Origin of the sequence: Streptomyces sp. NPDC048590 (assembly GCF_043199535.1) — a bacterium.
Taxonomy (GTDB): domain Bacteria; phylum Actinomycetota; class Actinomycetes; order Streptomycetales; family Streptomycetaceae; genus Streptomyces.
This window is the reverse complement of record NZ_JBICWC010000008.1, coordinates 276,779-296,405: the sequence shown is the minus strand read 5'-3', so window position 1 is coordinate 296,405 and position 19,627 is coordinate 276,779. Positions and strand designations below refer to the sequence as shown.

Genomic DNA, 19,627 nt, shown 5'->3' with positions numbered 1-19,627 from the left:
GGACACGGGTCGTGCAGCCGTACCGATTCGACCCCGAATGGAATCGGCTGCCCGTGCGATCCCTCATACCAGAGCGGGACGCCTGGCGGGCAACTTCGACAACTGCACATCGAGCACGGGCGATTGACGACTACCGTGTGTGGCCGGTGATCAACGGTGGGCTCATATCGGTCGAGCCCGCCCCAGCCGTTGACCCGGGCCTGACCGACCGCCGTAGGTGTCACCACACGAATGCCGATTCCTGGTGCCCCACGTACCGAGGACGATGATGTCTCAACTTCGCGCACCCACAGCGCGACCGGAACGCCGCGAGGGCGGACGGCACGGCCGTCCGGGCGGCCGTGCCCATTCGGCTTCCGGCCGGCCGCGCGCCGCGCAGCCCGCCCCCGACGCCGGGCTGCGGCCACAGCTCCTGCGTACGGCCCTCCTGCCGACCGTGGCCGCCGTACTCAGCGGGGCCGCGGCCGTCATCTTCACCATCCGTTCCTCCGGGGTACGCCCTTCCGGCAGCCTGCTGGCCGCGCTCGGCGGATCGGGCGCGCTGGCCGTGGCGGCCGTGGCGGCAGCCCTCCTCGGTGCCAACCGTGTTGCCGCGGGCGTGCACGACCGGTGCATGGCCCTCCGCCGCGCCGGTGCCCAGCACCACGCCGAACTCCAGCGGGTCGTCGACCAGCTCCGTGACGGCGAACCTCTTCCCGCCCGACGGGCCACTCCGGCGGCCGCCCCCGACGCGGACGCCTTCGACCTGCTCGCGCAGGAGATGAACCGCGCGCACGAAGACGCGGTGGCCGCGGTGGTGCAGGCCTCTCAGCTCTTCCAGGGGAACGGCAACGAGCAGAAGGTCGAGGTCTTCGTCAACCTCGCCCGCCGTCTGCAGTCCCTCGTGCACCGCGAGATCCAGATCCTCGACGAACTGGAGCACGAGGTCGAGGACCCCGACCTGCTCAAGGGCCTCTTCCACGTCGACCATCTCGCCACGCGCATCCGGAGGCACGCCGAGAACCTCGCCGTACTGGGCGGTGCGGTCTCGCGTAGGCAATGGAGCAACCCCGTCACGATGACCGAGGTGCTGCGCTCGGCGATCGCCGAGGTGGAGCACTACCCGCGGGTCAAGCTCGTCCCGCCGGTCGACGGCACCCTGCGCGGACACGCGGTCGCCGACGTCATCCACCTGCTGGCCGAACTCGTCGAGAACGCCACGGTCTTCTCCGCCCCGCACACCCAGGTCCTGATGCGGGCCCAGAGGGTCACGGCGGGGCTCGCCCTCGAGGTGGAGGACCGGGGACTCGGGATGCCGAGCGCCGAGCAGAAGCGGATGAACACCCTCCTCGCCGACCCCGACCAGGTCAATGTCGCCCATCTGCTGCAGGACGGACGCATCGGACTGTTCGTCGTCGCCTCGCTGGCCCGCAGGCACGGGATCGCCGTACGGCTGCAGAGCAACATCTACGGAGGCACCCAGGCGGTCCTGGTACTGCCCGAGGTCCTGCTGGGCATCGACATCGATGCCACCACACCGGGGGCCGCGGCCGTACCCCCTCCCACGCCCGACGCGGCGCCCGCCGCGCTCCAGGGGCAGCCGGGCCGGCCCATGGTTCCGCCCCAGGCGGGGGACCGGCCGCCGCTCCGGCTGGACCAGCGGCCCACGCAGGACCGTCCTCGGAAAGACGGCCCGCCCCTGCCTCTGCGTGCCGAGCGGGTCGACCGCCCGAACCCCGTCGCATCAGCGCCGCCGGTCGGCACGATGCCTGCTCCCACGATGCCGACTCCCACGGTGCCCACGACGGCCGGAATCCCGGCGGGGCAGGGGGGCCCGCCCGCGCCCGGCCCCCGCCCGGTGAGCACGGACGGCATGGTCCGCTCCTCGGCCCCCATCGGCGCCCCGGCCGGGAACCCGGCGGACGCCGGACGGCCCCGGCTCCCCAAGCGCAGTAACCAGGAGCATCTGGTTCCGCAGTTGAGGGAAGCCCCGGTGCTCCGGTCCGAGGACGAGAACGCCCTGCACGACCCCGGCCTGATGGCCGCCTTCCGCCGCGGCGTCGACCTCGCCGAGGCCCAGACCGCCGAGGAGCCCGAAGCGCTGCGGGCGGACGCCGCCCACGGTGCGGTGCCCCCCGCGGCCGGCGGCGCCACGACGACCGTCGGGGCGCAGAGGTCCCCCGGCCTCGCCCCGCTGCCGTACCGCAACAGCCCCACCCCCACCTCCACCCCCACCTCCACCCCCGGCGCCGTCGCGACCGCCGACGACCTGGCGGACGCCGGGTACCCACGGCCGCAGAGGTCCGAACCGGATCCGCGCACCGAGAACCAGTTCAAGGAGTAGATGCAGCATGACGACCGAAACGCCGTCCGGTCAGGTCTCGGACCTCGACTGGCTGCTGACCGGCCTGGTCCAGCGGGTGCCCTACACGCGAAGCGCGGTTCTCCTCTCTGCGGACGGTCTGGTGAAGTCCGTCCACGGGATGGACTCCGACAGTGCCGACCACATGGCCGCCCTTGCCGCGGGCCTGTACTCGCTCGGCCGCAGCGCCGGTGCGCGGTTCGGCGACAACGGTGACGTACGACAGGTCGTGGTCGAGCTCGACTCCACGCTCCTGTTCGTCTCGACCGCGGGCTCCGGCACCTGTCTCGCCGTCCTCGCCGGCCGCGAGGCGGACGCCGCGGTGCTCGGCTACGAGATGGCCATGCTGGTCAAGAGCGTGCGCCCCTACCTGACGACGCCGCTCCGGCAGCCGGCCGGAGCACCGTTCACCCCGGGGCTGTGAGGATGCCGGCCCCGCAGGACGGGCCGTTGCTCGACGACGCGGCAGGCCGGCTCATCCGCCCCTACACGGTGAGCGGCGGCCGGACCAGACCGACCACCGTGCTCGACCTGCTCTCCCTGGTGATGGCCACGGGGAGACACCCCCAGGCCCACCTCGGCCCCGAACACACCGTGGCCCTGGAACTCTGCGACGGACCGACGTCCGTGGCGGAGGTCGCGGCCCATCTCAGGCTGCCCGCGGTCATCACCAAGGTGCTCCTGTCCGACCTGGTCGACTGCGGTGCCGTCACCGCCCACGCCCCCGCCTTCCATGACATGCCAACCGACCGATCCCTGCTGGAGGCAGTGCTCGATGGTCTACGACGACAGCTCTGACAGCTCCGGAAGCTCCGGCTACTTCCCCGTGGCCCTCAAGGTCCTCGTGGCAGGCGGGTTCGGCGTCGGGAAGACGACGTTCGTGGGTGCGGTCAGCGAGATCGCACCGCTCAGCACGGAGGAGCTGCTGACGCAGGTCAGCGCGGCGACCGACAGCCTCGAAGGAATCGAGTCCAAGACCGCGACGACCGTCGCCATGGACTTCGGCCGGATCACGCTGTCCGAGCAGCACGTGCTCTACCTCTTCGGCACCCCGGGGCAGGAGCGGTTCTGGTTCATGTGGGACGAGCTGTCCAAGGGCGCCCTCGGGGCGGTGGTCATCGCCGACACCCGCCGGCTCGCCGACTGCTTCGCCGCCGTGGACTTCTTCGAACGCCGTGGCATCGGATTCATCGTCGCCGTCAACGAGTTCGACGGCGCCTACCGCTACGAACCGGAGGAGGTACGGGCCGCGCTGGACCTCGGCCCCGACGTGCCCGTCGTGCTCTGTGACGCCAGGATCGCCAGCTCGGGAACGGGCGCGCTGGTCACGCTCGTCCAGCACCTCATCAACGCCACCACACCCGCCCCGCTCTCCGGCTCCGGAGCGTATCCGTGAGCACCGCAGGTGTGGCTGAGCGGCCGCGGCCCGCCCCGCCGACCCCCCACTGCCCGGTCGGGAACCACGTCCGAGGCCGTCACCGCCCTCGGAGGAAGAAGACCGGATGAGCGTCACCGTCACCGCCGACGACGTCCGTACCGTCGCGCTCTCGCTGCCCGACACCACCGAGAAGCTCGCCTGGGGGCAGCCCACGTTCCGGGTCGCCGGAAAGATCTTCGCCGCGCTCGGTGACGACGACGTGACCATGGGCGTGAAATGCCCCGTCGAGGACCGCGCCGAACTGATCGCATCGGAGCCGGAGAAGTTCTTCGTCCGGGAGGGACACGACGACAACTACGCCTGGCTCCGGGTCCGGCTGGCGGCGCTCGACGACGTGGCCGAGCTCACCACCATCCTCACCGACTCGTGGAGCCAGGTCGCTCCGCGCCGTCTGCTCGCCGCCCATCCCGAGCTGAGTCCGCCCCCGGCCGACGGCTGAAGGGCTCAGCGGGCGCCCAGGAAGCCGGTGATCCGCTGACGCAGGGACCGCTCGTCGAGGCCGTGGGCCGCGAGGTGGTCGGCGAGCTGCCCGTACCGGCGCAGCTCTCGCCTGCCCACCCCCAGTCCGAGCACCCGATGGGGAAGGTCTGCCAAGGCGTCGTTGGCCGCCGACGTGGACGTGCCTGCCAGGTAGGGCTCCACGATCACCACGTCCGAGACGCCGCTCCCGCCGAGTGCCCGGCGGAGCCCCGCCCCGTCGAAGGGGCGCACGGTCGTCGCGTGGAGGACGCTGACGTCGAGACCCTCCGTGGCCGCGAGAACGTTGTCGAGCATCGGGCCCACGGAGATCACGACCCCGCCCCGGCCCCGCTTCACGGTGCTGAAGCCGTGGCCGGACACCGGGTGGGCCGTGCTGTTCGACTGGAGGGAGAGCCGGACATAGACCTTGTCGTCACCGGCGACGGCATGCCGAAGCAGGGTCTCGGCCTCGTCGGGATGGCCCGGGACGTGCACGGTCCAGCCGTCGAGTGTGTCGAGGAGGGCGACATCGCCGGGCGACATGTGGGTGAAACCGCCGGCCGGCCAGTCGTACGAGCCTCCGGCGCTCACCAGCACGCCTCCCACGCCCTGATGGCCCAGGTCCAGCTTGACCTGCTCGAACGGGCGCTCAACCAGGAAGCTCGCGAACGTGTGCATCACGGGACGCATCCCGGTCAGGGCCATGCCTGCCCCGGCCCCGATGAGCAGCTGCTCCCTGATGCCGACGTTGATCACCCGGTCCGGATGGGCCCGTGCCGCCATGTCGAAGCCGTCGCGGCTGATCTCGGCCAGTACCAGGGCGAGGCGGGGGTCCTCGGTCAGCAGTGCGGTGGTGGTGGCGATGAAGCGGTCACGCATCGTGTCCATGGGATGTCCTTCGTAGTCCCGGGCGACGCCGGGTGCGGGGTGTACGGGGCGGGCCGGTCAGCGCTTGGGCGCCACGCGGGCGATCACGGCGTGCGGCCTGCCCGGGTGAGCCGCGGTGTAGGCGGCGTGCAGCTCCTCGTGGTCCCGGCCGTCCACCGTCAGTACGGACCACCCGGCCGCCCGGAACCGGGCGGCGATGCCGCCCCGGGTGGCGTACGTCGCCGAGGCGTTGTCGATCACCACGGTGTGCAACTGCTCGAGCCCGGCCGGGCCCGCGTAGGCGATCGCCTCGTGGCTGCTGCCCTCGTCGAGCTCCGCGTCGCCGGTCAGCACCCACACCTGGGGGTCCAGCAGCCCTTGCGCCCGGAGTCCCAGCACGGAGCCGACGGCCAGCGGCAGTCCATGACCGAGTGAACCGCTGCCGATCTCCACGCCGGGGATCAGGAGCCGGTCGGGGTGGTGCCCGAGCGGTGATGCGTAGGAACCGAAGCCGGTGAGCAGCTCCTCACCGACGAAGCCCTTGGCGGCGAGTACGGCGTAGAACGCCATGGGGCCGTGTCCCTTCGACAGCAGGAAGCGGTCACGGTCCGGGGCGTCGGCGGTGCCGGGGGAGACCCGCAGCACCCGGTCGTACAGGACCCAGAGGGCGTCCAGTGTGGAGGTCGCCGCCGGCCCGTGCTTCTCGTCGCCGGTCATCAGGCTCATCAGCCGGGCGAGGTCGTCGTAACCGTGCACAGCTCGCGTCGTGCTCGTGTCGCTGTTCGTCATAGGGCGAGCGTTCAACATCAAGCATGGTTGAGGTCAAGCCTCCCGGAAACGGGTTCGTGAGCACCGGTCCGAGTGCGGTATTGTTCTCATGCGCGTTCGGCCAGGGGGAAAGCCCAGGTCAGACGAGTAACGGGACGTGGCGCAGCTTGGTAGCGCACTTGACTGGGGGTCAAGGGGTCGCAGGTTCAAATCCTGTCGTCCCGACTCGAGAGAGTCGTAACCCAAGGGCCGCTCCGGAGTAATCCGGAGCGGCCCTTGGGCGTTTTCCGGCCGTGGGGCGTGGCAGTGCGATCCGGGAGTGGCCGAGGTGTCACTTTCGGTGGTGCCCGTCGCCAGGTCGGTGCGCTATGAACGGCTCGGTCAGGTGAGGTGTCGCGAGGTGAAGGGCGCCGTCGCTCCGGCCGCGGAGTACCCGCTCCCTGGATGACCGGGCCCGCTCGGCGTCCATCTCGTGGGCGTAGGCGAGCTCGGGGTGGAGCAGCTGGATCGCGTGTACGAGCAGGTCACCGGTGAGGGCGACCAGGTCGCGCCCGGACTCGACGAGCACGCTCTGGTGCCCCGGTGTGTGGCCAGGGGTGGCCAACGCGAGCTCGCCGTGCCGCAGCAGGGTGTCACCGTCGAGCAGTCGTAGCTGACCGGAACTCCGGAGCGGGTCGATCAGCGTGGATCGCAGCTGCGGATTGATCTCGTCGATCGCGGCGATCTCGGCCCGCTGCAACACGTACTCGGCGTTCGGGAAGAACGGCCGGGCATGGTCGCCGCCGACGACCGCCCAGCCCACGTGGTCGGTGTGAAGGTGCGTGAGCACCACGGTGTCCACATCGGTGGGCTGGATGCCGGCGGTGGCCAGTGAAGCCGGGAGCGCCCCTGGCACGGGTGCCCACGAGGCGGCCGGACTGTCGGCGGGGCCGATTCCGGCATCTACAAGCGTCACGCCCCGGTCGCCGCGGACCGCGAATGCCCGGAACTGGAGCCACCATCGCCCGAGGGTGTCGACAGCGCCGGGGTCGAAACGGTCGGCGGCCGACCACTGCGCGTCGGTGGCGGTGGGGAACGCCTCGGACCTCGGGGAGAAGAAGGGGCCCGCGCTGTCGGGGAGCGCGATGACGGTGTACGGGCCGACCTGGAGGGTGGGGAGCATCCGCAGATGATGCCATCGGCGGACGGTTTCGGGGCGGTGTATTGACGCCTGGTCAGCTTCGACACACGTCCTGACGGCCTGTCAGTCAGGGTCACTCCGTCCTGGAGCGGCCGCGCTGCGGGCCCCCGGACGGAGTGTGCGCCCGGTATACCGCCTATGCCACCCCTCGACCGGCGCACAGGCCGGTCCACGCGTCGGCGAGGATCCGGTGCCCCGGTTCGGTGAGATGCACCCCGTCATGCGCGATCATCGCGGGGTCTCCCGCCTCGCGGGCCGCCTGGTTCAGCAGACCGTCCGCGGCGAGAAGCGCCGCGTCGAACTCTGCCGCCAGCCTGCGCACAGTGTGGATGCGTCCGTCCAGGTCCGCCCGCCAGTCCCACTGAACGGGCCGCACCGGTACCAGGAACGGCTCGATCAGCACCAGTCGCATACCCGCGTCCCTCGCCTGGCCGGCGATCAGGCGGTAGTCGGACTCGTACGCCTCGACCGGAACGAAGCGCCCGTACTCGAAGCCGTGCCAGGTGTCGTTGACGCCGATCATGACGGACAGGACATCGGGCCGGAGATCCATGGTGTCCGTTGCCCAACGGGTGCGCAGATCCTGGACCCTGTTGCCGCTGACACCCCGGTTGACGACCCGGGCACCGGCGTGAGTCGAGGCGAGCCGGTCGGCCACCATCCGCACGTATCCGTGGCCGAGATCGGTGGGGTCGTCGACGTTCCGTCCTGCGGCCGTGATGCTGTCGCCCTGGAACAGGAGCTGTTCAGTACCTTCGAGTTCAACGGTCATGGGAGCGTCCCTTCTGCGAGGTGGCGGACACCGGCAGGAGCTGGACGCCGATTCCGTGGGTGTGCCGACGCGGGGTCGAGGGGGTGTGAAACGATTCAATACTTTGCGGCGTCTTCGCCGGAGAGCGGCACGCCGAGCCGGAGGTCTTCGACCGGCACCGGCAGGCCGGTCCTGAGGGACTCGTTGGCGGCGATCCCCACGGCGACCGCGCGAATGCCGTCCAGGTAGCCGGCCGCCCGGCCGAGCGGATCCGGTTCCAGGCGCAGGTCGCGGCGGAAGACGTCCTTGAGGAGTATCGCGTCCCCGCCCCCGTGGCCGCCGATTCCCTGGGGGATGACGACCTCCTCGGCGCGCTGCCAGTGCTTCTGGACGACGAGCCGGTGGCCGACCGGCCGGACGCGGTCGTCGGCATTCGACTCCGCGGTGGCCGAGGGGTCCAGCAGACGTCCGTCCGCGAGTTCGAGGTGCCCGCGCTCGACAACCAGAAGTTCGGCCCGGCCGCGGGTGCCGTTTACGGAGACCCGGTATCCCTCCCACGGGGAGTGGGCGTTGAGGGAGTAGGAGAGGGTGGCGCCGCGCGCGTAGTCGACCAGGACGGACAGGTTGTCCTCGATGGTGATCCCAGGGGCGAACGGGTCCCGGTCCCGCAGGTATCCGTCGTGGTGCTCGGCGCGGAGGTAGAGCGCCTCCAGCCGGGGGTCGTCCCTCAGGTCGAGTGAGAAGGGGTCACCGCTCGTCCCGGTCCCGCGTTCGGGGCGTGGGCCGAGTTCCCGGGCCACTGTGCCGCGGTCGCCGTAGAAGCGCAGACCGCCGGAGGCGTATACGCGCCGGGGGGCGTCGTCGATCCACCAGTTCACCAGGTCGAAGTGGTGGCTGGCCTTGTGTACGAGGAGCCCGCCGGAGTTGGCCTTCTCGCGGTGCCACCGCCGGAAGTAGTCGGCTCCGTGCCTCGTGTCCAGCACCCACTCGAAGTGCAGGCTCGTGACGTCGCCGATGGTGCCGTCCGCGATGACCTGGCGCAGTGACGAATTGCGGGGTGCGTAGCGGTAGTTGAACGTCATGATGACGTCCCCGCCCGTGTCGGCGACGGCGTCGGTGATCAGGCGGCACCCGGCGGCGTCCGTGGTCAGCGGCTTCTCCACCACCACGTCGGCCCCCGCACGCAGGCTCCGCTCGATGAGTTCGGCGTGCGTACGGTCGACGCTCGTGATGATGACGGTGTCGACGGCCTGCTCGGTGACCATCCGCTCGAGGGCGTCAGGGGTGTAGCGGGCCAGGCGGGCCGGTTCGGCCCCGCCGTGGGCCTGCCCGGTCTGCGCGTCGTAGAAGTCGATCCGCGCCGGGTTGGGGTCGAGCCAGGCGACCAGCTCCCCGACGTCGGCGTGTTCCCCGGTGAGTGCGCCGACGTACATGCCGGCGCGGTGTCCCGTGCCGGCCACGGCATACCGACGCCGGGGGCGCCCGGGCGCGGGTGGCGCGAACGCCGGTACGACACCGGGTCCGGGAGCGGAGGCCGCAGAGCTGACGGGCGGGGGCGGCGCGGTCGGGTTCTGGTCGACGGGGCTGTGCTGCGTCACAGGAACCTTCGCTTTCGGTGGTGGGCGGGTGGGTGCGGGTGGGTGGTCAAGGGGTGGACCCGAGATGGCGAGGCCGTGCTCATCAGCGTGTACCCCCCTGTGTCCAGGGCGCCTGGCTCGTGCTCGACAAGGTCCGGCGGCGTGGATTATGGCGATCCGTCACCTCGTCTCAACCCGTCGGATCCTCCGTCCGGCGCGCCCGTACGAGCTGCAGCACCGCCGGGTTGGAGTCACTCGGTGCCGACAGGAGATCCACGGCCTCGACGGTGAAGCCGTGGCCGGTGAGGAGTTCCTCCCACACGCGGGGCGCGAGTACCCACATCCGTACGGGGATGGGTTCGTCGTCGCGGAGCCGGACACGGAGTTCACGGGTGGCGACCGAATCGGAGGGGCCGAGGCCGCTGTCGTCGGTGTGCAGCGCGCTGAAGACGAGCGGTGCGTTCGCCGTGAGGCCGCACCGAAGTGCCGGAAGCAGATGGAGCGGGTCGATGCAGGCGAAGCTGCGGACGCTGTAGGCGGCTTCGTAAGGCTGGGTACGTCGCAGGTGCTCCGCGACATCGGAGTGGAAGAAGCAGACCCCCGGTTCGCTGCCGTGGGACCGGATCGCGCGGTGGTGCTGGGTGGGCGACAGGTCGACCCCGTCCACGAGAGCGCCGTGCCTCCGGGCCAGGTGGACGGCATGGTGGCCGGGACCGGATCCGATGTCCAGCACCCGCTTGCCGCGGATGGGGCCGAGGGCTTCGGCACCCGGGCCTTCGTCGGAGCCGAACGCCCAGTCGATTCGCTCGGGGACGGGCGGTGTGTAGCCGTGGTCCAGCTGTCTCTGCCCGTAGACGGTCCAGGCGTGTTCGTGTGCCGGTGATGCGCTCACGGCTTCTCCCAGGTGATAGGTCAGGGGTCTTCCGGCAGCTCTCAGGGCCTCAGCGCATAGCAGCGGAGTACGTCCAGGTCGGCGGTACGGACGGCCGACCAGCGCGCCGTGAGGATCTCGGCCTCAGCAGCCGTGATCCCGAGATGCCGGTGCGGACCGGCCTGTTCGCGGCGGCCGTGGATCTCGGACACGACCCAGAAGCAGCCGCCGGGTGCCAGCAGCCGCCGCACCCGGTCGAGGAAGGACGGTTTGTGCTCCACCCATCGGTAGACGAGCCGGCAGGTGATGACCGCATAGGCCGCGTCAGGCAGCGCGGAGAGATCGTCCGTCCCGAAATCGGCACATCTCCATAGCGGGTTCGGGCCGACGGAGGTGTCCTGCCCGCTCGCCAGCGTCACAGCGCTCGGGGCGCAGTCGATGCCCGTGGTGCGATAGCCGAGTCGGTGGTGAAGGTGGCGCGCGAGAGAGCCGTCACCGCTGCCGATGTCCAGAGCGGGCCTTCCGTTGCCGGGGCCGAGGTGCTCCGCCAGCAAGGCCGCCTCATGGGCGTCGATCCCGCGGTAGCGGCGGCCGTTCGCCCAGTGCGGCTCCCAGTAGGCCTGTGGGGAGGGGGACGTGTGGGCATCGACGTCCTCGGCGCGCGGCTTGCTGGGTCTGTCGGACACTGGCACGTGGCAACCCCCCTGACCGACATCGTCCCCGGGCGCGCTCCTCGGCACAAGGCCCCGTGAGGCGCCGGCAGGTGGGGTCTGCCGGTACGGCCCCGACCCGCCCGGAGCCGACCGCTCTCTGGGGTTCCGGGCCGGTTCCAGGTCATCCCGGAAACCGGGCCGGGTAGCTGAGGGGAGCCGGCGCGGTGTGTTCCGGTTCACGCGCCGGTCGACACGGGCCGTGAGGCCGCCGGACTCGCCCGGGGCGGGCAGAGCGTTGCGCGGAACCTCAGGCGGGCGTCCCCGGCACCTCGGGCGCCTCCGGCACCTCGGGCACGTCCTGTTCCTCGTAGCGGCTCAGTGCCAGACCGAGGCCGAAGAAGGTCGGGGCCCACTCCCCGATGAAGATGCCCCACCGGTCGGCGCGTGCGTACCCCTGCTGCTCCAGCTTCACCGAGCCCAGCCACGAGACGAAGGACAGGCCGACGGACGCGAAGGCGGCGGCGTAGGCGTGCTCACTGTGCAGGCCGCTCTCGTGCAGCTTCTTGACGATCATCATGCTCTCCCAACTCGTGGCGACCGGAGTCCGGGTGCTCCGGTGGGGTGGGCGGGCCGCTGTTCCGCACCCGCGTCTCCACGATGCTCCGGAGGAGCCCCGCGCACCTGTCGCAGCGGTTGTGCGTCGATCGGGCGCGCGGTCGGCCACGCCGTCGCGGGCCGGATGCCTCGTCGTGGAGCCCGCGAGCCGGTCCGCCTCGTACGAGGTGCATCCAGGAGCGGGGCGGGGAGCGAAGTAAGGGTGTGGCGGGCCGTGCAAGGAGCCCGCCGCCACTCACAGCAGAGGTGAAGGTCATGACCGTCATCAACAGCCGTCTCAAGGCTCTCGCTGTCGCCGGAGCCGGTGCGCTGCTCGTACCGATCGGGCTCACCGCAACCGCACCTGCCGCACAGGCCGGCTCCGCCGCGGAGCCCTTCGGACCCGCATGCTCCTCGTTGCCGACCAGCGGCGAGGGCAGTGCCTCCGGGATGGCGGACGATCCGGTCGCCACCGCGGCGTCCAACAATCCGGAACTCTCCACGCTGGTCACTGCGGTACAGAAGGCCGGTCTCGCCGACACGCTGAACAACGCGGAGAACATCACCGTCTTCGCGCCCACGAACGACGCCTTCGAGAAGATCCCGAAGGCCGACCTGGACAAGATCCTCAACGACGAGGCACAGCTGAAGAGCCTCCTCAACTACCACGTGGTGGGCGAGAAGGTGACCGTTGACCAACTGCCGGACGGCACCTTCAAGACCCTCCAGGGCGGCGAGATCACGACCTCCGGGTCGGGCCAGAACTTCACGGTGAACGACTCGGCGAAGATCGTCTGCGGTGACCTCGAGACGGAGAACGCCACCGTTCAGCTCGTCGACACGGTACTGATGCCCGCGTCCTGAGCTGCCGCGCGCCCGAAGGGTGTCCCGTTATTCCAGGTGGGTGCGCGAGGCGGCTGATTCCCCTGCTCCCGGCTTCGGCCGAGCAGGGGAGCCCCATCCTCGCCACGTGTCGGAGCGCCCACGTACGTCGCGTACGCGGACTCGCCTGCGCCACTCGATGCACCGCATCCGGCGCCACGCACCGACCCACCGGGTATCGCGGGACGGCTCTCGGCCGGGTGCGAGCCCTCTCAGGCCGCGTATCTGATCGGCCGCTTCAGAACGCGTACCTGATCGGCAGCCAGGGAGCGTGCGTGGCCACGAGGCGGCGAACGGTCTCCACCGACGCCGCCTTGACGCCGCTCCGGTAGCGCACGTTCCAACTGCCGTTCTGTGAGAGCTTGGGCTCCTGGAGCTCCGGGCGCCAGATGGTCTCCTCGGCGCGCGGATGCCACAGGAGGTTGACCTCGTGCAGGTCCTGATGGTGCGTCAGCATGATGACCTCGGCGGCCGCCTGCGCCTTGACGGTGTCCGGCAGGACGTCGTCCATCTGCCGGAGCAGTTGTCCCCACGCCTCCTCCCAGCCGGGGCGGACGACGACGGGGGAGAGGTTGAAGTGCACCTCGTATCCCGCCTCCACGAAGTCCGCCGCAGCGGCGATGCGCTTCTCGACGGGGCTCGTGCGGATGTCGAGCAGCCGTGAGTCGTCCGGCGGCATCAGAGAGAACCGGACCCGGGTGCGGCCACGCGGCTCCAGCAGGAGGAGGTCCGGGTTGACGAACTTGGTGGCGAAGGACGCCTTGGCCGAGGGCCACATGGTGAACGCACGCACCAGATCTGCGGTGTTGTCGCTGATCAAGGCATCGACGGAGCAGTCGCTGTTCTCCCCGATGTCGTACACCCAGGCATCCGGATCGCATTGGTCGGGCTGCTTCTTGGGGCCCTGCGCGGCGATGTGCCGTGCCAGCCGGGTGAGGACGCCGTCGATGTTGGTGAACACGGTGACGGGGTTGGCGAAGCCCTTGCGCCGGGGCACGTAGCAGTAGGCGCAGGCCATGGCACAGCCGTTGGCGGCCCCGGGAGCGATCCAGTTCGCCGACCGGCCGTTCGCCCTGACGGTGAGCGACTTCTTCTCGCCGAGCACCAGGACGGTGCTCTTGATCCGCACCCACCGTTCGACGCTGCCGCGGTTTCCGTGCAGTTCCGGGATGCGCCAGTGCGAGTCGACCGGAATCACCTCGGCGTCGGGGAAACGGGCGAGGATCTGTCGCCCGCGCGGCGAGGCCGCGGCATCCCGCTCCGCGTGGATCTCGCGCACCGACAGCAGCCGGCGTGCCTCATGGGAATCGCGGAAGCGAGGGCCGGGCGGGCCGGGCGGATCTCCCGCGGGCTCCTGACCTCCAACGCCGTGGTGGAGATCCGCCACGCCGAAAAGGCCGTCCTGGACGGCATCGGCGCTGCCCGACGGCCGATCGGAACGGGAGGGGTGGGTCCGGGAATCATTCACGTCACCATCAACCGTACGAGACGGGCGCGGGATGTGGTCGGGCCGGCGCCTCGCACCACGCCCCCGCACGGGTTCACCGCCCGGCCACGCCGCCGCCGTCGATCCGGTCGCGCAGCCGGTGCAGCCCGCGCCGCGCATGGCTCTTGACCGTACCGAGGGGGATTCCGGTGCGCTCCGCGATCTGCACGTGTGTGAGGTCCTCGTAGAAGGCCAGGCGCAGCACCTGACGCTGCGGGCCCGGGAGACGTACCAGCTCGCCGGAGAGGAACACCTGGTCGAGGGCGCCGTCAGGAACGCCGGCCGTCCTGGGGCCGGGCGCCACGGCGAGCGTTCGGCCCGCCGCTTCGACGAGCCGTGCCCGCCTCGACCTGGCCGCGAGGGCGTCGACGGTCTTGCGGCGGGTGATGCCCACGATCCAGGCGCCGAGCGCCCCCTTCTCCGGGCGGAAGTGCCTACGGCCCAGCCAGGCCGCCAGAAAGACCTGCTGTGTCACGTCCTCCGCCTCCTGTGCGTCGCCGAGCGCCCTTGCCGCCATGGCGTGGACGAGTGGGCGCCAGCGTCCGTACACGGCTGCGAAGGCGCGCTCGTCGGATGCGGCGAAGGACCGCGCCAGCTCGTCCTCGGCCGAAGCGCCTTCGTCGGCGGGGGCGGTGCGCCCGGCGGGAATCTCGGTCGTGTGCATCGTCTCGTTCTCCTGGCGGAGAGATCATCGGACGGCGGGTGGCGTGGATCCACCTCGAGAGGCAGCGCTCCCGCGCCTCCCCAGTCTTGGACGCACGAACGACGCAGGGCAACATGCCTCGTTTGTGCGTCGTACGGTGAAGGTGTGGGTTCTCCGGAAGGTGCCGGGCGGCACGAGGGAGGCCTGACGACGGGCGAGGTCGCCAGGCGGCTCGGCGTCGCCCCGACCACGGTGCGTTCCTGGGACCGGCGGTACGGCCTCGGCCCGGACCGGCACAGGGGAGGCGAACACCGGCGGTGGACCGCGTCCGACCTGGCACGCCTGGAGCGGATGTGTGCGCTGACGGCCACAGGTGTGCCGCCCGCGCAGGCGGCGGAGGTGGCGCGGGAGGGACGGAGCCCGGCCGCGGACCCCGTACCGGGAGAGCCCTCGGCCCCTCGCTCCCCGTCGCCCGCCCCGGGTGCCCGGAGCCGGGCACCGACCGGCCTGCGGCTCGGGCACGTACGCCAGGAGTGCCGTGGGCTGGCCCGCGCCGCCCTTCGGCTCGACCCCGGCGCGATCGACGAGGTGCTGGACGCCGTGATCGCCGACCACGGACTGGTCTCCGCCTGGACCGAGGTGATCATGCCCGCTCTGCAGTCGGTAGGGCGCAAGTGGGACACCTCGGGGGAGCGCTACGTCGAGGTCGAGCACCTTCTGTCCTGGCACGTCATCGGCGCCCTCAGGAGGGCCGCCCCGCCGGCACCGGCAGGACCGACGGGTCCCACCGCCCTGCTCGCGTGCGTCCCGGGCGAGGACCACACTCTGCCTCTGGAGATCCTCGCGGCCGCCCTGGCGGAGCGCGGTGTGCCCTTCCGGAACTTCGGTGCGGCCATGCCGGTGGAGCCGCTCGTCGAGGCCGTGCGCAGAACCGGCCCCGCGGCGGTCGGCCTCTGGGCCCAGTCGCGTACGACCGCGAGCAGGCCCCTGGCCAGACACGTGGCCTCCATGGAGTGGGGCGTGCGCGGGGCTCGCCGACGCCCCGTGGTGCTGACCCTCGGCCCGGGATGGTCGGGACCGGCCACGCCGGGTCTGCTGCGGCCCGCGGGGCTCGACGAAGCGCTGACCGCTCTGCAGAGGGTGGGGAACCTGCCGGGCATCGAGACGCACTGACCCAAGGTGTCGCGCCGCAGGTGGTCAGCGCGTACGAGGCCCTGCGGACCATCGGACGGAGCGGGCCGACGGGATCAGCTCCACATCCGAGTACCCACCGTCGTCGAGGCCCTTCACCCGGCCGGTTCGAGCGTGTGCCAGTCCAGGCGCAGCACGGCGAGGTCGTCGGTGTGACGCCCGGCGTTCAGGGCACGGGTCTCCTTGATCAGGAGGTCGATGTGCGCGCCGGGGTCGGCGACCGGCAGCTTCTCGATGAGCGCGAGCAGCCCCTCCACACCCAGCCGTTCGCCGTCCCCGGTTCCGCTGTGGCCCTCGGTGAGGCCGTCGGTGAAGAGGGTCAGTGCCCCGGCGGGCGGGAGCCTGATCACGGTCTCCGGCCAGAAGCGCAGCTCCGGGGCGATCCCGAGGGCGATGCCGTGGGCGGCGTTCGTCGTCTCCGTCCCCGCCGCGGTGGTGAGCAGGGGCACGTCGTGCCCGGCCAGATGTACGACGACGGTGCCCGCCACCCGGTCCAGGGAGAGGAGGGCGCACGTGGCGAACATGGACCGTGTACCGCGTTCCGCGATGAGGATGCGTTCGAGCAGGTGCAGCAGCTCCGTGCCACGGTGACCGCCGAGGACCAGCGAACGCCAGGCTATTCGCAGGAAGACCCCGAGGGCCGCGGCGTCGGGGCCGTGCCCGCTGACATCGCCCACCACCGCGTGGAGCAGCCCGTCGTCCCCTTCGACGACGTCGAGGAAGTCCCCGCCGAGCAGGGCCTGGTCCCGTCCGGGCAGGTAGCGGGTGGTGACGGTGACGGTGCTCGTCGCCAGCATCGGCCGGGGGAGAAGCCCTCGCTCCAGCCGGGCGTTCTCCTCGGCGCGCAGCCTGGTGGCCTGTGCCTCGGCGCTCGCGCGCTCGGTCTGGCCGCGGTAGACCGCGTAACGCACCGTGCGACCGAGCAGGTCGGCGTCGACGTTCCCCTTGACCAGGTAGTCCTGGGCGCCGGCGGCCATGGCATCGGCACCGGCCTGCGTCTCGGACATGCCGGTCAGGACGATGACCGCGGTGTGCGGGGCGAGCCGGCGGATCGTCGTGACCCCCGCGGTCCCGGTGAGGTCGGGCAGGTGCAGGTCCAGGAGGATGCAGTCGGCCTGGCGGACCGCGAGTACGACACGGGCCTCGGCCAGGGTCCTGGCCGGGGTCAGCTCGAAGCGCAGACCCGTGTCGTGCAGCAGTTCCTCGACCAGGAGCGCGTCGGCCGCGTCGTCCTCGATCAGCACGATCCGGTACAGGGGGTCGTCCTGCTGTCGCTCTGTCACGATGTCCGCTCCAGCCCTTGCTGGTCGGCGCCGCGCTCGGCGTCCTGCTCGGGAGCGTCGGTCTCCGGCAGGGCGGTGTCCTCCGGCTGGGCGGCGCCCTCGGGAGGAGCGGCGGCGAGAGTGAAGGCGATGCGGGCGCCCGCGGTGTAGGTGGAGTCGATCTCGATCGTGCCGCCGTGGAACTCGACGATCTTCTTGCACATCGCCAGGCCGATACCGCTTCCGCTGTAGGCGTCCTTGGTGTGGAGACGCTGGAAGATCACGAAGACCTTCTCGGCGTACTCCGGCGCGATGCCGATGCCGTTGTCCGTGACTGCGAAGCGCCACAGCGCGCCGTCACGCTCGGCGGAGACGTGGACCGCCGGGGCTTCGTCGGATCGTCGGAACTTCACGGCGTTGCCGATGAGGTTCTGCCAGAGCATCCCCATCTGAGTGGGGTCCGCGACCAGGGTCGGCAGCGGGTCGTGGGTGATCACGGCCCCTGACTCCTCGACGCTCATGCTGAGAGCCGACAGGGTGTTCTTCATGACCTCGCCGAGGTCGAGATCCTGATGGGTGTGGTGCACCCGCCCCACCCGGGAGAAGTCGAGCAGATCGTTGATGAGCGTCTGCATGCGGTTCGCACCGTCGACGGCGAAGTCGATGTACTGGTCCGCGCGGGCGTCGAGCGCCCCTCCGTAGCGACGCTGGAGGAGCTGGGTGAAGCTGGAGACCTTTCGCAGCGGCTCCTGGAGGTCGTGGGAGGCCACGTAGGCGAACTGCTCGAGCTCGGCGTTCGACCGCTTGAGATCGGCGGCCTGCGCGTCGAGCTGCGAACGGGCCTGCTCGGTGAAGGCGAGTTCGCGCAGGAGCCGTTGCCGCATCGAGTCGATCTCGGCGCCGAGCCGTTGCACGTCGGCGGGCCCGCTCGGGACGATGGTGTGGGAGAAGTCTCCGTCCGCCACCCTGCGGGCGTCGGCCCCGAGCTTCTCCAAGGGGCTGGTGACGCCCCGGCGCATGCCCTCGAAGACCAGCCCGGCCATCGCCAGGATGACCAGTGCGATCGCCGAGAAGACCCAGTTCCGCAGGTCGTAGGTGGCCAGCAGGTCCGCGCGGGCCTTGACGCGATCCGCTCGGAGCTGGTCCTGCTGGGCGGCCAACGCGCTGCGGACGTCGTCGAACGCGGCCTTGCCCTCGGTGGCACGGGCGGCGGCCAGGGGGGAGGCCGTTCCCGGTGGGGAGGCGGCGACCGGCTCGGCTATCCGCTCCTGCCAGATCCGTACGTTCTTCTCGACGGCGGCGGATCCGGCGGCCTCGCCATCGACCAGCTGTGCGAGCTGAGCGGTGTACGTCTTCTGGTCCTGCAGGCCCTGCCGGTAGGGGACCAGGAACTCCTCGTTCCCGGTGAGCCCGTAGCCGCGGATTCCGGTCTCCTGGTCGAGCAGGGCCGATTCCAGGCGGATCGAGGTCGTCAGGGCCGGGGACTTCACGTCCACCAGATCCTCACTGATCGTGGCGGTCCGTCCGAGAATCCACGCACCGGTCAGCCCGAGGAGTGTGAGAAGCACGAGGGACGCCGCCACCCCCGACCGCAGCCACTGCCGGGTCGTCCACGTGGAGAGACCGCGCGGGCGTGATACCCCCGCTTCGCCAGTCATCTCGTATCCCTTCGGCCGTCTTCACGACTCCCCCACATCGGGGTGCAGTGTGCATACTTTAGAGGCACGAAGACAACCCTTGTTGTCGAGCCCCTCCTCGGGCGCCTAGAGTGCCGGGTATGCCGGGCAGGAACTTCGCGCACTTCGCACCGATGACGACCTCGCAGGACACGGCGGCGCTCATGGACGCGGCGGTCGCCGATCTCGCGGACCGTCTCACCCGGCGTCTACTGGACCTGCATGACACACCACGAGAGGGCATGGCGGAGGGGCCCGATCCCACCGAAGGTCTGGCGCTGCTGCACGTGCTCGACCAGGTGCGGCTGACCGCGGAACGCCTTCAGCTGAGGGCGGCCGCCGACGCCGCGAGGTCGGGTGCGGGGTATCCCCAGCTGGGCGACGCCTGCGGCATCACGCGGCAAGGTGCCCGCAAGCGCTGGCCCGGACTTTTCGACCACTCTCAAGACAAGCCAACGGAGCACCCGATGATGACCGCACCCGCCCGTCCTTACGACGTACTGCTGGTCGAGGACGACATGGCCGACGCCATGCTCATCGAGGAGGCCCTGTCGGAGCGAGGGACGCGCAACCTGGTCCAGGTCGCCGACGGCGTCGCCGCGCTGGAGCACCTGCGTGCCCCCGGCAGCGTGCGTCCCGACCTGATCGTGCTGGACCTCAACATGCCCCGTATGAACGGCCGCGATCTGCTGCAGATCCTCAAGACCGACGAGAACCTGCAGAGCATCCCCGTCGTCGTCCTCACCACGTCGTCCGCGCCCGAGGACATCGCCGGTGCGTACGGAAGGCACGCCAACGCGTACGTCACCAAGCCCGTCAACCTGGACGAGTTCGAGAAGGCCGTGCAGAGCATCGACTCGTTCTACCTCGACACCGCCACCCGGGTGCCGCGCGAGCAGTGATCCGACGTGGCTCCTCGCCCTCGGAGCATGCTCATGACGAGACCGCCGGTGCGGAGCGCACCGGCGGTCTCGTCATGGGGCGGTTC

20 protein-coding genes and 1 tRNA gene are annotated in these 19,627 nt (G+C 70.9%); 9 read left to right on the top strand and 12 right to left on the bottom strand.

The window, feature by feature from the left end:
- Nucleotides 1-268 precede the first annotated feature (268 nt).
- From ACGFNN_RS24250 to ACGFNN_RS24230, 5 genes are all read left to right on the top strand, one after another.
- The gene (locus ACGFNN_RS24250; RefSeq protein WP_393558876.1) at nucleotides 269-2,323 is read left to right on the top strand and encodes a sensor histidine kinase; all 2,055 of its coding nucleotides are present in this window, start codon (nucleotides 269-271) and stop codon (nucleotides 2,321-2,323) included.
- Nucleotides 2,324-2,330: 7 nt separating this feature from the next.
- Nucleotides 2,331-2,765, top strand: coding sequence for a roadblock/LC7 domain-containing protein (locus ACGFNN_RS24245; RefSeq protein ID WP_362555614.1), 435 nt, complete (start codon nucleotides 2,331-2,333; stop codon nucleotides 2,763-2,765).
- Between the two features lie 2 nt (nucleotides 2,766-2,767).
- Nucleotides 2,768-3,139, top strand: coding sequence for a DUF742 domain-containing protein (locus ACGFNN_RS24240; RefSeq protein ID WP_362555616.1), 372 nt, complete (start codon nucleotides 2,768-2,770; stop codon nucleotides 3,137-3,139).
- The gene (locus ACGFNN_RS24235; protein ID WP_362555618.1) at nucleotides 3,117-3,737 is read left to right on the top strand and encodes an ATP/GTP-binding protein; all 621 of its coding nucleotides are present in this window, start codon (nucleotides 3,117-3,119) and stop codon (nucleotides 3,735-3,737) included. Before ACGFNN_RS24240 ends, ACGFNN_RS24235 begins: the two co-directional genes overlap by 23 nt.
- A 106-nt stretch (nucleotides 3,738-3,843) precedes the next feature.
- Complete coding sequence (locus tag ACGFNN_RS24230; protein ID WP_393558874.1) at nucleotides 3,844-4,218, top strand: MmcQ/YjbR family DNA-binding protein; 375 nt, start codon at nucleotides 3,844-3,846, stop codon at nucleotides 4,216-4,218.
- A gap of 5 nt (nucleotides 4,219-4,223) precedes the next feature.
- On the opposite strand, the gene ACGFNN_RS24225 is transcribed toward ACGFNN_RS24230, so the two are convergent.
- Together ACGFNN_RS24225 and ACGFNN_RS24220 are read right to left on the bottom strand one after the other, a co-directional pair.
- Complete coding sequence (locus tag ACGFNN_RS24225) at nucleotides 4,224-5,126, bottom strand: transketolase family protein (RefSeq protein ID WP_393558872.1); 903 nt, start codon at nucleotides 5,124-5,126, stop codon at nucleotides 4,224-4,226.
- A 57-nt stretch (nucleotides 5,127-5,183) separates the two neighbouring features.
- A complete protein-coding gene (locus ACGFNN_RS24220; protein ID WP_393558871.1) occupies nucleotides 5,184-5,894 on the bottom strand; it encodes a transketolase in 711 nt (236 codons plus the stop codon).
- 130 nt (nucleotides 5,895-6,024) lie between these two features.
- Here ACGFNN_RS24220 and ACGFNN_RS24215 point away from each other — a divergent pair.
- A tRNA-Pro gene (locus ACGFNN_RS24215) sits at nucleotides 6,025-6,098 on the top strand.
- A gap of 106 nt (nucleotides 6,099-6,204) precedes the next feature.
- On the opposite strand, the gene ACGFNN_RS24210 is transcribed toward ACGFNN_RS24215, so the two are convergent.
- The 6 genes from ACGFNN_RS24210 to ACGFNN_RS24185 form a co-directional block, all read right to left on the bottom strand.
- Nucleotides 6,205-7,035 carry an MBL fold metallo-hydrolase gene (locus ACGFNN_RS24210; protein ID WP_393558869.1) on the bottom strand — a complete coding sequence of 277 codons (831 nt, stop codon included), beginning with the start codon at nucleotides 7,033-7,035 and terminating at the stop codon, nucleotides 6,205-6,207.
- A 154-nt stretch (nucleotides 7,036-7,189) separates the two neighbouring features.
- Complete coding sequence (locus ACGFNN_RS24205; protein ID WP_393558867.1) at nucleotides 7,190-7,825, bottom strand: SGNH/GDSL hydrolase family protein; 636 nt, start codon at nucleotides 7,823-7,825, stop codon at nucleotides 7,190-7,192.
- A 95-nt stretch (nucleotides 7,826-7,920) separates the two neighbouring features.
- Nucleotides 7,921-9,402: a Gfo/Idh/MocA family protein gene (locus ACGFNN_RS24200; protein ID WP_393558865.1), complete on the bottom strand. Its 1,482-nt coding sequence runs from the start codon at nucleotides 9,400-9,402 to the stop codon at nucleotides 7,921-7,923.
- A 169-nt stretch (nucleotides 9,403-9,571) separates the two neighbouring features.
- Nucleotides 9,572-10,273, bottom strand: coding sequence for an SAM-dependent methyltransferase (locus tag ACGFNN_RS24195; RefSeq protein ID WP_393558863.1), 702 nt, complete (start codon nucleotides 10,271-10,273; stop codon nucleotides 9,572-9,574).
- 41 nt (nucleotides 10,274-10,314) lie between these two features.
- Nucleotides 10,315-10,938, bottom strand: a complete 624-nt coding sequence (locus ACGFNN_RS24190; protein WP_393558861.1) for a class I SAM-dependent methyltransferase — start codon at nucleotides 10,936-10,938, stop codon at nucleotides 10,315-10,317.
- 274 nt (nucleotides 10,939-11,212) lie between these two features.
- Nucleotides 11,213-11,479 (bottom strand): hypothetical protein, encoded by a 267-nt coding sequence (locus tag ACGFNN_RS24185; RefSeq protein WP_393558859.1) that lies wholly within the window; start codon nucleotides 11,477-11,479, stop codon nucleotides 11,213-11,215.
- 296 nt (nucleotides 11,480-11,775) lie between these two features.
- On the opposite strand from ACGFNN_RS24185, the gene ACGFNN_RS24180 reads away from it, so the two are divergent.
- A complete protein-coding gene (locus tag ACGFNN_RS24180) occupies nucleotides 11,776-12,363 on the top strand; it encodes a fasciclin domain-containing protein (RefSeq protein ID WP_393558857.1) in 588 nt (195 codons plus the stop codon).
- A gap of 256 nt (nucleotides 12,364-12,619) precedes the next feature.
- Here ACGFNN_RS24180 and ACGFNN_RS24175 read toward each other — a convergent pair whose 3' ends face one another.
- Nucleotides 12,620-13,768 (bottom strand): spore photoproduct lyase family protein, encoded by a 1,149-nt coding sequence (locus ACGFNN_RS24175; protein WP_393559108.1) that lies wholly within the window; start codon nucleotides 13,766-13,768, stop codon nucleotides 12,620-12,622.
- Nucleotides 13,769-13,922: 154 nt separating this feature from the next.
- Nucleotides 13,923-14,531 carry an RNA polymerase sigma factor gene (locus ACGFNN_RS24170; RefSeq protein WP_393558855.1) on the bottom strand — a complete coding sequence of 203 codons (609 nt, stop codon included), beginning with the start codon at nucleotides 14,529-14,531 and terminating at the stop codon, nucleotides 13,923-13,925.
- A 144-nt stretch (nucleotides 14,532-14,675) separates the two neighbouring features.
- Here ACGFNN_RS24170 and ACGFNN_RS24165 point away from each other — a divergent pair, with 144 nt between their 5' ends.
- A complete protein-coding gene (locus ACGFNN_RS24165) occupies nucleotides 14,676-15,683 on the top strand; it encodes a MerR family transcriptional regulator (RefSeq protein ID WP_393558854.1) in 1,008 nt (335 codons plus the stop codon).
- Between the two features lie 113 nt (nucleotides 15,684-15,796).
- Here the strand turns inward: ACGFNN_RS24165 and ACGFNN_RS24160 are convergent, their stop codons facing one another.
- Nucleotides 15,797-16,984 (bottom strand): PP2C family protein-serine/threonine phosphatase, encoded by a 1,188-nt coding sequence (locus ACGFNN_RS24160; protein WP_393558852.1) that lies wholly within the window; start codon nucleotides 16,982-16,984, stop codon nucleotides 15,797-15,799.
- Nucleotides 16,981-18,621, bottom strand: coding sequence for an ATP-binding protein (locus tag ACGFNN_RS24155; protein WP_393558850.1), 1,641 nt, complete (start codon nucleotides 18,619-18,621; stop codon nucleotides 16,981-16,983). The genes ACGFNN_RS24160 and ACGFNN_RS24155 overlap by 4 nt, the downstream gene beginning before the upstream one ends.
- Nucleotides 18,622-18,740: 119 nt before the next feature.
- Here ACGFNN_RS24155 and ACGFNN_RS24150 point away from each other — a divergent pair, with 119 nt between their 5' ends.
- Nucleotides 18,741-19,541: a response regulator gene (locus ACGFNN_RS24150; protein ID WP_393558848.1), complete on the top strand. Its 801-nt coding sequence runs from the start codon at nucleotides 18,741-18,743 to the stop codon at nucleotides 19,539-19,541.
- The last annotated feature ends 86 nt before the right edge of the window (nucleotides 19,542-19,627 follow it).

Coding starts and splice junctions, on each gene's coding strand:
- ACGFNN_RS24220 (WP_393558871.1), bottom strand. CDS start 5,894: ATGACGAACAGCGACACGAGCACGACGCGAGCTGTGCACGGTTACGAC.
- ACGFNN_RS24210 (WP_393558869.1), bottom strand. CDS start 7,035: ATGCTCCCCACCCTCCAGGTCGGCCCGTACACCGTCATCGCGCTCCCC.
- ACGFNN_RS24180 (WP_393558857.1), top strand. CDS start 11,776: ATGACCGTCATCAACAGCCGTCTCAAGGCTCTCGCTGTCGCCGGAGCC.
- ACGFNN_RS24155 (WP_393558850.1), bottom strand. CDS start 18,621: ATGACTGGCGAAGCGGGGGTATCACGCCCGCGCGGTCTCTCCACGTGG.
- ACGFNN_RS24245 (WP_362555614.1), top strand. CDS start 2,331: ATGACGACCGAAACGCCGTCCGGTCAGGTCTCGGACCTCGACTGGCTG.
- ACGFNN_RS24235 (WP_362555618.1), top strand. CDS start 3,117: ATGGTCTACGACGACAGCTCTGACAGCTCCGGAAGCTCCGGCTACTTC.
- ACGFNN_RS24240 (WP_362555616.1), top strand. CDS start 2,768: ATGCCGGCCCCGCAGGACGGGCCGTTGCTCGACGACGCGGCAGGCCGG.
- ACGFNN_RS24150 (WP_393558848.1), top strand. CDS start 18,741: ATGCCGGGCAGGAACTTCGCGCACTTCGCACCGATGACGACCTCGCAG.
- ACGFNN_RS24205 (WP_393558867.1), bottom strand. CDS start 7,825: ATGACCGTTGAACTCGAAGGTACTGAACAGCTCCTGTTCCAGGGCGAC.
- ACGFNN_RS24225 (WP_393558872.1), bottom strand. CDS start 5,126: ATGGACACGATGCGTGACCGCTTCATCGCCACCACCACCGCACTGCTG.
- ACGFNN_RS24170 (WP_393558855.1), bottom strand. CDS start 14,531: ATGCACACGACCGAGATTCCCGCCGGGCGCACCGCCCCCGCCGACGAA.
- ACGFNN_RS24250 (WP_393558876.1), top strand. CDS start 269: ATGTCTCAACTTCGCGCACCCACAGCGCGACCGGAACGCCGCGAGGGC.
- ACGFNN_RS24230 (WP_393558874.1), top strand. CDS start 3,844: ATGAGCGTCACCGTCACCGCCGACGACGTCCGTACCGTCGCGCTCTCG.
- ACGFNN_RS24185 (WP_393558859.1), bottom strand. CDS start 11,479: ATGATCGTCAAGAAGCTGCACGAGAGCGGCCTGCACAGTGAGCACGCC.